General features: G+C 71.4%; 11 protein-coding genes. 10 read left to right on the plus strand and 1 reads right to left on the minus strand.

The genetic code is table 11. From position 1 onward, the window contains the following. Positions 1–75: 75 nt before the first annotated feature. Positions 76–1023 carry a PLP-dependent cysteine synthase family protein gene (locus ABT053_RS30490; protein WP_350973583.1) on the plus strand — a complete coding sequence of 316 codons (948 nt, stop codon included), beginning with the start codon at positions 76–78 and terminating at the stop codon, positions 1021–1023. 300 nt (positions 1024–1323) lie between these two features. Here ABT053_RS30490 and ABT053_RS30495 read toward each other — a convergent pair whose 3' ends face one another. Further along, complete coding sequence (locus ABT053_RS30495) at positions 1324–3243, minus strand: DUF3352 domain-containing protein (RefSeq protein ID WP_350973585.1); 1920 nt, start codon at positions 3241–3243, stop codon at positions 1324–1326. A 418-nt stretch (positions 3244–3661) separates the two neighbouring features. Here ABT053_RS30495 and ABT053_RS30500 point away from each other — a divergent pair, with 418 nt between their 5' ends. From ABT053_RS30500 to ABT053_RS30540, 9 genes are all read left to right on the plus strand, one after another. Next, complete coding sequence (locus ABT053_RS30500) at positions 3662–4453, plus strand: thioesterase family protein (protein ID WP_350973587.1); 792 nt, start codon at positions 3662–3664, stop codon at positions 4451–4453. A 131-nt stretch (positions 4454–4584) separates the two neighbouring features. Continuing rightward, positions 4585–5406 carry a glutamate racemase gene (gene murI / locus ABT053_RS30505; protein ID WP_350973589.1) on the plus strand — a complete coding sequence of 274 codons (822 nt, stop codon included), beginning with the start codon at positions 4585–4587 and terminating at the stop codon, positions 5404–5406. A gap of 119 nt (positions 5407–5525) precedes the next feature. Then, positions 5526–6278 carry an MBL fold metallo-hydrolase gene (locus tag ABT053_RS30510; RefSeq protein WP_350973592.1) on the plus strand — a complete coding sequence of 251 codons (753 nt, stop codon included), beginning with the start codon at positions 5526–5528 and terminating at the stop codon, positions 6276–6278. A 5-nt stretch (positions 6279–6283) separates the two neighbouring features. Then, positions 6284–7000 (plus strand): ribonuclease PH, encoded by a 717-nt coding sequence (gene rph / locus ABT053_RS30515; RefSeq protein WP_350973593.1) that lies wholly within the window; start codon positions 6284–6286, stop codon positions 6998–7000. A 37-nt stretch (positions 7001–7037) separates the two neighbouring features. Further along, a complete protein-coding gene (gene rdgB, locus ABT053_RS30520) occupies positions 7038–7703 on the plus strand; it encodes an RdgB/HAM1 family non-canonical purine NTP pyrophosphatase (RefSeq protein ID WP_350973595.1) in 666 nt (221 codons plus the stop codon). An 80-nt stretch (positions 7704–7783) separates the two neighbouring features. Continuing rightward, positions 7784–9460 (plus strand): molybdopterin-dependent oxidoreductase, encoded by a 1677-nt coding sequence (locus tag ABT053_RS30525; protein WP_350973596.1) that lies wholly within the window; start codon positions 7784–7786, stop codon positions 9458–9460. Positions 9461–9595: 135 nt separating this feature from the next. Beyond that, positions 9596–10774: a threonine synthase gene (locus ABT053_RS30530; RefSeq protein ID WP_350973598.1), complete on the plus strand. Its 1179-nt coding sequence runs from the start codon at positions 9596–9598 to the stop codon at positions 10772–10774. A gap of 130 nt (positions 10775–10904) precedes the next feature. Beyond that, entirely contained in the window at positions 10905–11660 is a 756-nt protein-coding gene (locus ABT053_RS30535) for a toxin glutamine deamidase domain-containing protein (RefSeq protein WP_350973600.1), read from the plus strand. A 190-nt stretch (positions 11661–11850) separates the two neighbouring features. Continuing rightward, positions 11851–12120, plus strand: a complete 270-nt coding sequence (locus tag ABT053_RS30540; RefSeq protein ID WP_350973601.1) for an SUKH-4 family immunity protein — start codon at positions 11851–11853, stop codon at positions 12118–12120. The last annotated feature ends 44 nt before the right edge of the window (positions 12121–12164 follow it).

Below are 12164 nucleotides of genomic sequence, written 5' to 3' on the forward strand. Positions count from 1 at the left end.
TCGCGGTTTCAGGGCTGTCACCGCGCGGCAAAGGTCTGTCACCACAAGGTCAACCCGAGGCGGAAGCCGTACACCATGCGTTTTGACTCACTGATCGAATCGGTCGGCCGGACCCCGCTGGTCGGCCTGCCCAGACTCTCGCCCTCGGAGGAGGTGCGGATCTGGGCCAAGCTCGAAGACCGCAACCCGACAGGTTCGATCAAGGACCGTCCGGCGCTGTGGATGATCGAGCAGGCGGAGAAGGACGGGCTCCTCCAACCGGGCTGCACGATCCTCGAACCCACGAGCGGCAACACCGGCATCTCGCTCGCGATGTCCGCCAGGCTCAAGGGCTACAAGCTGATCTGCGTGATGCCGGAGAACACCTCAGAGGAGCGCCGCCAGCTGCTGCGCATGTGGGGGGCGAAGATCATCTCCTCGCCCGCGGCGGGCGGCTCCAACGAGGCGGTCAGGGTCGCCAAGGGCCTGGCCGCGGAGAATCCCGACTGGGTGATGCTCTACCAGTACGGCAACCCGGCCAACTGGCGCTCGCACTACGAGTCGACGGGGCCGGAGATCCTGGAGGACCTGCCGTCCGTCACCCACTTCGTGGCCGGTCTGGGCACCACGGGCACGCTGATGGGCGTCGGCAGGTTCCTGCGCGAGCGCGTCCCCGACGTGAAGATCGTCGCCGCCGAGCCGCGGTACGGCGAGCTGGTGTACGGGCTGCGCAACGTGGACGAGGGCTTCATCCCCGAGCTGTACGACGCCGACGTCCTGACCACGCGTTTCTCGGTCTCCTCGGCCGACGCGCTCCGGCGCACCCGGGAGCTGCTCGCCGGGGAGGGCATCTTCGCCGGGGTCTCCACCGGGGCCGCCCTGCACGCCGCGCTCGGCATGGCTGCCAAGGCCGTCAAGGCGGGCGAGCGGGCCGACATCGTGTTCGTGGTCGCGGACGGCGGCTGGAAGTACCTGTCCACCGGCGCCTACGAGGGGACGCTGGACGAGGCCGAGGAGCGGCTCGAAGGCCAGCTCTGGGCCTGACCCGGGACACTCGGCGATCCCTGGGGATCCTTCGGGAATCCTCGGGCTTCTCGTCGCGAGCGGCGAACGGTGAGTGGCGACCGGCCAGTGGCGAGCGGCCGGTGACGAGCGGCGAGTGAAAGACGAATGACGAAGGGCGGGCGTCCCGGTGGGACGCCCGCCCTTCGTTGTCCCCGGGTGGGGACGATCCCCGGCGGGCCGGAGCCCGGCCGGGGATCTGGGGAGGTCTTCGAAGAGCCAGGTGGATCAGGTGGATCAGGTGGATCGGACCGGTCGGCCGAACCGGCCGAACCGGTTGGATCAGTTGAACAGGAGCCTCAGCGAGAAGGACGCCTCGCTGCCCGACTGGGTGCCGCTCATGCCCACGGCGCGGAGCACCTGGAGGTTGGCCTTCTCCTCGCCCTGGAGGCCGTTGAGATAGAGGTTCTCCACCTTGTCCAGGTCGGCGTAGAGGGCGAAGGTCGCCTCGCCGGCGTTGGGGACCGCGAGCTGGAAGGTCTCGCTGTCGCCCAGGGCGCCCTCCTTGTTGAGCTCGGCGGCGTAGTCCTGCGCGCTGGCCAGGACGAAGACGCCGTCGCCGGGGACCTTGGCGAGCTGCGGGACGGCCGTCCCGGAGTCCACCAGGAACTTCTCGATCTTGCCGACGACCTCCTGCGCCTTGGCCGGGTCGGTGACGATCTTCGCGCCGATCTTCGGCTGGTTGCCGTCGAGGCCGTTGGAGTCGATGGCCAGGGTGATGTTCTTGCCGAGCAGCGTCACCAGGTCGTCGGGGAGGGCCAGGCCGTACTGCTGCTTGGCCTGGTCGGCGAACTGCTGGACGCCGCCGCCCGCGGCCTGGTCGGCCGACTTCATGACCTGCGCCCACTGCTTGCCGATCACCTCGCCGAGACCGGAGATCGAGATGGCTCCGGCGGTGGAGGCCGGAAGGGTGCCGATCTTGGAGGCCTCGGGGGTGCCCATGTCCAGGCTCTCGGCGCCGCGGCTGATGCCCGCGAGCTCGACGTACTCGCCGTCGAAGCGAAGGGCGCCCGCCACGCGGACGTTCTTGATCTGGGCGAGGGTGGCGGGGTCCTGGGTCGCCAGCTCGGGAGCGAGCCCGGCGAGCCTGCCCGCGTCCGCCCAGAAGGAGAGCACGCCGGTCTCGCCGAGGGCGCTCAGGTCGTCGGAGAAGTTGGCGTTCCCCGACAGCGGCTCGGCGGCGACGGCCCTGTCGGCCTCGGCCTGGGTCGGTGCGAGCAGCGCGTAGTCGTCGCGGAACGCGATGCCGTACTTCTCCTCGCCCATCAGCTTCGCAATGCCCGCCGTGGCCTTGTCCTGGTCGGTGACCTGGACGGCCACCACGGCGCCGGGCTCGGCGCCGGCCTTGGCCGGGGGCAGCGCGGCCACGCCGACGCGGACGCCGAGCCACGGCTCGATGTCGGCGGCGTAGTCGACCTTGCCGAGACTCTCGGTGTCCTTCTTGATCAGGTCAAAGATCGCCTGACGCGGGTCCTCACCGGTGAAGGAGTCCTTGGTGACCGTGAACTTCCTGGCGATGTTGAACAGCGCCACCTTCTGGTTCGCGGCCGGGTCGAGGTCGAGGCGCACGTAGCCGATGGCGTTGCCGGGCAGCACGTCGTGCGGCTGCGCGCCGCCGCCGCTGAGCAGGTTGACCGCGAAGAAGCCGCCGCCGCCCACGAGGGCCACGACCAGCGCGGCGATCGCCGCGAGCAGCCAGCCCTTACCGCCGCCCTTGCGCGCGGGGGGTCCGGCGGGCGGCCCGGCGGTCAGGAAGTCGGGACCCTGCTGCCAGTTCCCGCCCTGCTGCGCGTACGCCTGCCGGCCGTAGTTCTGCTGCTGTTGCTGCTGGTAGCCGGGCTGCTGCTGGCCGTACGGCTGACCTGACGGCTGGCCGTAACCCTGCTGGCCCTGCGGCTGGCCGTAGCCCTGCTGACCGGCCTGCTGGCCGTAGTTCTGCTGGCCGTACGGCTGCTGCTGGGGCTGCTGGCCGTAGCCCTGCTGGGGGTTCTGCTGCTGGTAGGGCTGGCCCTGCTGCGGGTAGGGCTGCCCCTGCTGGTAGCCGCCGGAGGGCTGTGGGTATCCGGGCTGGCTGTTCTGCGGATAGGCCTGTGTGTGCGGCTGGTCGTTGTGCTGTGAGCCCTCGTTCCATCGGTAGGCGATCGTCCTGTCGGGGTTCTGACCCGGCGTGGGCGACTGGTCGGGGGGATTGTTGGCAGGCATGATCACTCACAAGGTGGGCTTAGCGGATAGGGAGAAGTTAGTGCACATTGCTAGCAACCCGCTTGCATTGAACTAACTATGTGATTGGTGCATCTAAGCGGGATCAGCCCCTGTTCAGCAGTGTTTTATGGGCCATCGTCGGCTTTGTCGACCTATTCCCGCAGGTCGCTGCCGTTTCTTCCGTACCTCCTCTTCCCGCTTCTTTCCGCGGGCTCCGCCGTCCCGTCCGGCGTCGGTTTCGGGGGCTCGGGGCCGTTCCGGTTCCGGCTGACGGGTTATGCGAGGCCAGCTCGGCTTTTTGGGATGGGGTGCAGGAGGCCGGTCCGGCCCCGGCGGGCGAGTCATCCAGGGGTGGGGGAGGCGAAGACCGTACGGAATGGGTAAAGTGGCCTCTCTAGAACAAGGTTCGGGAGCGTGGATGACGAAGTTCGACGAGGCGACAGCGGCCATCAGGGTGGACGAGACCACCTACGACGTGTGCCTCGACACCGGATACTCGATCGGCGGCCCCATCAACGGCGGCTACCTGATGGCCGTGCTGCTGCGCGCGGTCGTGGACGCCTCCCCTCACGCGCACCCGGTGACCACGGGCGTCCAGTTCCTGCGCGCGGCGAGGCCCGGTCCCGCGCAGGTGCGCCTGGAGCAGGTCAAGACCGGCCGCACCGCCACGATGACCCGGGCGACCCTGGTCCAGGACGGCAGATCCTTCATCGAGGGGCTCGTCACGACCGCGACCCTCGGTGACGCCGCCCCCGACTGGACGGACGAGCCCTCGGTGGCGATGCCGCCGATCGAGGAGTGCGTCTCGCTGCCCGCCCCCAAGGCCGAGTCGAACATGACGCTCAACGCCCAGATGGAGCTGGTCTTCGACCCTCCCACCATCGGCTGGCTCGACGGCAGGCCCACCGGCAGGCCCGAGGCCCGCGCCTACTTCCGGCTCGCCGAGCCGCAGGACCCCGACCCGTACGTGCTCGCGCTGGCCGTGGACGCCCTCCCGCCGGTGGTCTTCTCCGCGGGGGAGCGCGGCTGGGCGCCCACGGTCGACCTCACCTGGCACCTGCGCGCCCTGCCCGCCCCCGGCTGGCTCACCCTCATCGGCGGCGGCCGTCTGATCAGCGACGGCTGGTTCGACGAGGACGTCGAGGTCTGGGACTCCACCGGCCGCCTGGTCGCACAGTCCCGCCAGCTGGCCCGCGTCGGGCGGGGCTGACGTCCGAGGCCGCCGGTCCCCGGCTTCGTACGATCAGAGATGTCACGAAAAATACATGGCTGAGCTGGTATTCGGCGTTGTGAGGATTCTTACCGTGATCGGTCGTCGCAGGTCGCCTAGCCTTGGGAACTGTGTCGCGAGCGAGTATTGGAATCTTTGACAGTGGTGTCGGCGGTCTCACGGTGGCCCGCGCGATCATCGACCAGCTGCCCAACGAGTCGATCTTCTACGTGGCCGACACGGCGAGGCAGCCGTACGGCCCCAAGAGCATCGCGCAGGTCCGAGCCTACGCGCTGGAGGTGATGGACCACCTCGTCGAGCACGACGTCAAGATGCTGGTGATCGCGTGCAACAGCGCGAGCGCGGCCGTGCTCCGCGACGCCCGGGAGCGCTACGACGTCCCGGTCGTCGAGGTGATCCAGCCCGCGACGCGCCGTGCCGTGCGGGCCACCCGCAACGGCAGGGTCGGGGTGATCGGGACCAGGGCCACGATCACGTCGATGGCGTACCAGGACGCGTTCGCCGCCGCTCCCGACGTCCGGCTGACCGGGGTGGCGGCGCCGCGCCTGGTGGAGTTCGTCGAGCGGGGGGAGACGATGAGCGACGAGCTCATCGACGTCATCCGCGGATACCTGGAGCCGGTGCTCGCCGACCGGTGCGACACGCTGATCCTGGGGTGCACGCACTACCCGCTCCTCACCGGGCCGATCTCCTACGTGGTGGGGGACGGCGTCACGCTGGTGTCCAGCGCCGACGAGACGGCCAAGGACGTCTACCGCGTCCTGCACGACCGGGGCCTGGCCGCCGTAGGGGGCGCGCCCGGGCACCGTTTCCGCGCCACCGGCGACGCGGGCCTCTTCGCCGACCTCGGACGACGGTTCCTCGGGCCGGAGATCCAGGCGGTCGAGGTGGCGGTAGTAGGGGATGTCCCGAACAACGGGCATCGCGTGTGACGGTGCTCGGGCGCTCTGTAGGGGGGCGCCGGAGATCGGCGGACGAAGGGGGACGGACACCGGCCACCGGCGCCCGCGCCGGGACACGCGGCGCCGCACAGTAACCGTAGGAGGCCGCCGTGAAATTGACGATCATCGGATGCTCGGGGAGTTTCCCCGGGCCTGACAGCCCTTCCTCCTGCTACCTGCTGGAGGCGGAGGGGTTCCGCATGCTGCTCGACTTCGGGAACGGCGCGCTCGGCGCCCTCCAGAAGTACATAGGCCTGTACGACGTGGACGCGATCTGCCTGTCGCACCTGCACGCCGACCACTGCCTCGACATGTGCCCGTACCACGTGGTCCGCACCTACTCCCCGCAGGGCCCGCTGCCCCGGGTGCCGGTGTACGCGCCCGCCGACGCGCGTCGGAGGCTGAACTCCGCCTACGCGATGCCGGACGAGCCGCCGCTCGACACGGCCTTTGACTTCGTGGGGCTGACGCCGGGGACGTTCGGGATCGGCCCGTTCGAGGTGACGGCCGCGCTGGTGAACCACCCCGTGGAGACCTACGGGTTCAGGGTCTCGCACGGCGGGCGCTCGGTGGCCTACTCCGGCGACACCGGTGAGAGCGCCGAGCTGGTCAAGCTCGCCTCGGGGGCCGACGTGCTCCTGTGCGAGGCGTCATACCTCGACAAGCCGGGCCTGCCCACCGACCTGCACCTGAACGGCCGCCAGGCGGCCGAGCACGCGGCCAGGGCCGGGGTGGACACCCTGGTCCTCACCCATCTGGTGCCCTGGAACGACCGCGACCGCGTCCTGGAGGACGCCTCCCGGGGCGGGTTCGGCGGGCGCATGGAACTCGCGCGGAGCGGGGTCCGGTATGACCTAGGGTGAGGTCCATGGCTCGTGCAGATGGACGTTCTCCCGATCAACTCCGCCCCGTCACCATCACCCGTGACTGGCTCGCGCACGCCGAGGGCTCGGTGCTCGTCGAGTTCGGCGGCACCAAGGTGCTCTGTGCCGCCTCCGTGCAGGACAGCGTGCCGCGCTGGCGCCGGGGCAGCGGCCAGGGCTGGATCACGGCCGAGTACGCCATGCTGCCGCGCGCCACGAACACCCGCAACGACCGCGAGTCGGTCCGCGGCAAGATCGGCGGCCGTACGCACGAGATCTCCCGCCTGATCGGCCGCTCCCTGCGCGCCTGCGTCGACTACAAGACGCTGGGCGAGAACTCGATCGTCATCGACTGCGACGTGCTCCAGGCCGACGGCGGCACCCGCACCGCCGCCATCACCGGGGCGTACGTGGCACTGGTCGACGCGGTCGCCTGGATGCGCAAGCGCAAGATGTGCGGCGGGGACCCGCTGGTCGACTCGGTCGCGGCCGTCTCCGTCGGCGTCGTCGGCTCCACGGCGCTGCTCGACCTCTGCTACACCGAGGACGTCGCCGCCGAGACGGACATGAACGTGGTGATGACCGGCTCCGGCGAGTTCGTCGAGGTCCAGGGCACCGCCGAGGGCAAGCCGTTCGACCGCGCCGCCCTCGACGAGCTGCTCGACCTGGGCGCGGCCGGATGCGCCGAGCTCACCCGCCTCCAGCGGGAGGCCCTGGCATGAGCTTCCGTGCGAGCAGTTCTGGACTGAGGGGGCCGGCATGAGCGAGTCCGGTGCGACCGAGAACGAGACCGGGACCGGCGCGGCCGGATCCGGTGCGCCCGGGGCCCGGGTGGTCCTCGCCACCCGGAACGCAGGGAAGATCGCCGAGCTGCGCCGGATCCTGGCCGACGCCTCGATCCCGGTGGAGATCGTCGGGCTCGAGGAGTTCCCCGAGATCGGCGACGTCGCCGAGACCGGCCTGACCTTCGCGGAGAACGCCCTGCTCAAGGCGCACGCGGTCGCCCAGCAGTCAGGGCTGCCCGCGATCGCCGACGACTCCGGCCTCTGCGTCGACGCCCTGAACGGCATGCCCGGCATCTTCTCCGCCCGCTGGTCGGGACGGCACGGCGACGACCCGGCCAACCTCGCCCTGCTGCTCGCGCAGGTCTCCGACGTGCCCGAGGGGCACCGGGGCGCGCACTTCGCGTGCGCGGCGGCGCTCGCCCTCCCGTCGGGGGAGGAGCGGGTGACCGAGGGCGCGCTACACGGCGTGATCATCGCCGCCCCGCGCGGCACCGGCGGTTTCGGCTACGACCCGATCCTCGTCCCCAAGGGCGAGACCCGGACCACCGCCGAGCTGTCCGCAGCGGAGAAGGACGCCATCAGCCACCGGGGCCGCGCCTTCCGCGCACTCGCCCCGATCATCGCCGAAGTGGTCGCCTGACCCCACCGGCTCGCCACGCGGCCGGGGCTGTAATCGGGGCGTAAGAACCTGCGGCCCCGGAGGGGCGTAGCGTCGAGGTCATGCAGAGCAACAGGCGCATGCCCCTGTGGGCTTCGGCGCTGATCGGCCTGGTGTCCGGCGCGGTGGCGGTGGCGGTGTCGCTGCTCGTCGCGGGCCTGGTGAAACCCGCCGCCTTCCCGGTCGTCGCGGTCGGCAACACCGTTGTCGACCTCACCCCGGCCCCGCTCAAGGAGTGGGCGATCCGCACCTTCGGCGAGAGCGACAAGACCGTGCTGCTCGCCGGGATCTTCCTGATCCTGGCCGCGATCGCCGCCGCGCTGGGAAGGGCCGCCGTCCGCGACCTCCGGTACGGACTGGCCGGGCTGGCCGCGTTCGGGCTCATCGGCGTCCTCGCCGTGCTGACCCGTCCCGGCTCCGGGCTCATGGACGTCGTCCCGACGCTGGCCGGGGTCGGCGCCGCCATGCTCGCCCTGCGCTGGCTCATCCGCCGATCTCTCACATCGGCCGATGCCCCGGCCGTCTCGTACGGAAGCACGTCCGGTGCCGTGGGCGCGGCGGGGGCCGTGCACGACACCGGGACGACGCCGCTGCCGGGACTACCGGGATCCGGGGAGCGCCATGATCCCTCGACGCCGCCCGTCATGCGGGCCGGGAACGACCTGCGCGCCTTCGACCGCCGGGGCCTGCTGACCGGCGCGGTCGGCGGCCTGGCCCTTGCCGGGGTGGCGGGACTGGCCGGGCGCGCGCTCTCGGGGCGGGCCGAGGTGAGCGCGGCGCGCGGCGGCGTCACGCTGCCCCGGCCGGTGAAACCCCTCCCCGCGCTGCCCGCCGGGGTCGACTTCAGGATCAAGGGCCTGTCGCCGTTCGTCACCCCCGACAACGACTTCTACCGGGTCGACACCGCCCTGGTGGTCCCCCAGGTCGACCCGCGCGACTGGACCCTCACCATCCACGGCCTGGTCGACAGGCCCGTGGAGCTCACCTTCGCCGACCTGATGAAACGCGCCGTGGTCGAGGCCGACGTCACGCTCTGCTGCGTCTCCAACGAGGTCGGCGGCCCCTACATCGGCAACGCCCGCTGGCTGGGCGTCAGCCTGGCCGGGGTGCTGCGCGACGCGGGGGTCCAGAAGGACGCGGACATGCTGCTCAGCACCTCCGCCGACGGCTGGACCGCCGGGACCCCGGTCGACGTCGTCATGGACGGCCGCGACGCCCTGCTCGCCTTCGGCATGAACGGCCGGCCGCTCCCCGTCGACCACGGCTTCCCGGTCCGCCAGGTCGTCCCCGGGCTCTACGGCTACGTGTCGGCCACCAAGTGGGTCACCGACATCAAGGTCACCCGCTTCGACCGGGACGAGGGCTACTGGACCCCGAGGGGCTGGTCCGCCAAGGGGCCGATCAAGACCGAGTCGCGCATCGACCTGCCCAGGGACGGCTCGACCGTCCCGGCGGGCAAGACCGTCGTCGCGGGCGTCGCCTGGGCCCAGCACAAGGGCATCGACGCGGTCGAGGTCCGCGTCGACCAGGGCCAGTGGCGCCGGACCCGCCTCGCCGAGGCCCCCACCGCCGACACCTGGCGCCAGTGGGTCCTCGACGACTGGGACGCCACCCCCGGCAGCCACACCATCGAGGTCCGCGCCACCGACGCCACCGGCTACACCCAGACCGGCGACCGAGCCCCCATCACCCCGAACGGCGCCACCGGCTGGCACACCATCACCGTCGAGGTCGCCTGACCGGCCGACGACTCCGTTGGCGGGTGGATTCATGTCCTCCGCGTTCGCGGGGTGGACATGGGGCTGCGGCGGGACATCACGTGGGAGACGGGATCATCCCCGCCTGCGCGGGAGTGATCAGTAGGATCCGTTCGTGTGAACGGTCCCTCGCTTGCTCTCCGCCAGCGTTCGCTCGGTGACGCCTCGGCCGAGTTTCCGCTGTTCCCGCCGTTGACCCGGGGGTGTCCCCTGACGAGTACGAGCGAGATCGCCTACCCGCTGGAGGTCACCTACGACTACGCGCGGGTGGACGCGAGCCTGTTCGGCCAGGAGCCGGGGCCGGACATCGCGCGGTGGTCGCCGTTGCTGCCGCCGCTGGACGCGCCCACGCTCGGGGAGGGCGGGACGCCGCTGCTGAAGGTCGGCGACGTCTACGTCAAGGACGAGTCGCGCAACCCCACCTGGTCGCACAAGGACCGGCTCAACCGCGTCACCGTCAGCGCCGCCGTCGCCTGCGGGGCGCCCGGCGTGGTCGTGGCGTCGTCCGGCAACCACGGGGCCTCGGCCGCCGCGTACGCCGCCCGTGCCGGGCTGCGTGCCATCGTGCTGACCTCGGCCGACTCGCCGCCGGCCGTGCAGGCGTTCACCCGGGCGTACGGCGCCACGGTCGTGTCCGTGCCGGTCGAGAGGCGCTGGCCGCTGCTGCGGGAGGTCGTGGACCGGCTCGGCTACCACCCGGTCAGCAACCAGACCGTGACGCACACCGGCCACCCGTTCGGGCCCGAGGGCTACAAGACGATCGCGTACGAGCTGTTCTCGCAGCTCGGCGAGGTGCCTGCGGCGGTGTTCGCGCCCACGGGCTACGCCGAGCTGCTGTACGGGGTGTGGAAGGGCTTCGTGGAGCTGCGGCTGCTCGGGGTGGCCGGACGGACGCCGCGGATGTTCTCCTGCGAGCCGGCGGCGGGCGGGCCCCACGCGCGGGCGCTGGCCACCGGGGCGCCCGCCGCGATCGTCGAACCGGGGCACAGTGACGCGTACTCCATCGCCGGGCCGGTCGGCGGGCACCGGGGCGTGGTGGCCGTGCGCGACAGCGGCGGCGAGGCGGTGCTGGTGACCGACGAGGAGCTGCGGGCGGCGCAGCACGACCTCGCCCACGAGGGGCTGTGGCAGGAGCTGGCGGGGGTCGCGGGGCTGGCGGCGTACCGGAAGCTGCGGCGCGACTTCGACGGGCCGGTGGTCTGCGTCGCGACCTCCAGCGGGTTCAAGGACATCGGGGTCGGCTCGCGGAGCTATCCGGTCGTGGAGCACCCGACGCTGGACGACCTCTTGTCCTGAGCAGGCGCGGTCACGCTTCTCCGCCGCCCCATCCCAGGGCGGTCGCCGGGCTTGTAAATGGTCAACTCCTCCGTGTCGCGGAGAGGGCCGCCCTACTATCTGGCTCCCAGGGGATGGTGACGGGGGAGCCGTGGACGAGTGGAGTTTGGCCTCGGGGGTCTACAACCCCGTGGTGACGGTGGACGGGCAGCGCTGGCGGGACTTCGAGCTGGAGGTCCAGGTGCCGGTCGTGGCCCCCGCGCCGCGCGAGCGGGAGCGGGAACGGATGCGCTGGGGTCCGGCGCGGCTGGACCAGTGCCGGCCGTACGGGGTGGCGGGCGGGCTGGCCAGGCCCGATCCGCAGACCGAGGAGGACATGCTGCGGGCCGTACCCCTCACCGAGCAGGGCACCCCGCGCCGCTTCCCCGACCCGCGCGGCATGTGGATCAGGCTGATCAACGGGACCGGCCCGGCCGACGACCCGTTCCGGGCGACCAACGCGATCGACTGCGCCCTGTCGGTCCTCTCCACCTGGTACGGCTCTCCGGCGGTGGCCGCGCCGCGCAGGCCCGAGTACGACCGGGTGGGCAAGCCGCTGCTCAGCGGGGAGGCCGGGGGAGTGGCCAGGGCGGAGCGGTGGCTGGGACAGCGTTTCCAGTATGTGGGGCAGGGCCGCCACTCCTACCTCCCGATCGCGCAGGCGCTGCTGGCCGGGGGGCACGGCTCCTCCTCGGTCATCGTCAACCGCTGGCCGGCCGGGGGCAGCCACGCCTGGAACGCGGTGAACTTCGACGGCGAGGTGATCTGGATCGACGCGCAGCGGGGCCACATGGCGGTGGAGCCGCCGTACGAGTCGGTGACCGGGGTGTTCTGCGTCGTGATCGACAGGGAGGGACGACGGCTGTGATGCCTTTCCCGGTGCCTTTCCCGGTGCCTTCCCCGGTGTTTTCCCCGGTGTCTTTCGCGCCCCTTTCCGCGATCCCCGCCCCGGTCTCTTCCCCGTCGCTTCACCCGATGGCTTCCTCTGTACCTTCCTCCGTACCTTCCCTGGCGGCTTCGCACGTCTGCGGCCTTTTCCACGAGACGAGGAGGACAGCGTGAACCCGGAGCAGGCGAGGGCGGTGGCGGAGGAGTACTTCAACGGGGTCCGCGGCCCCGGCTCCGCCGTCGAGATCAGGATCTACGCCTTCAACGAGGGCTACGTCGCCTGGTCGAACGAGCCCGAGTCCGACGATCCCAGCGTGCTGCCCGACACCGTCGGCTCCGGGTGCGTGGTGATCGACAGGGCGACCGGCGAGATCGTCATCCGGCCGCTGCTCAACCCCGAGACCGTGGCCGAGCAGTGGCCGGGACGCCGCCCCCGATAGCGAGACGTCCCGGCCACGGGGCCCGGCCCGCGTGCGGCCGGGCC

The organism is Streptosporangium sp. NPDC002524, from assembly GCF_040295985.1.
GTDB lineage: Bacteria > Actinomycetota > Actinomycetes > Streptosporangiales > Streptosporangiaceae > Streptosporangium.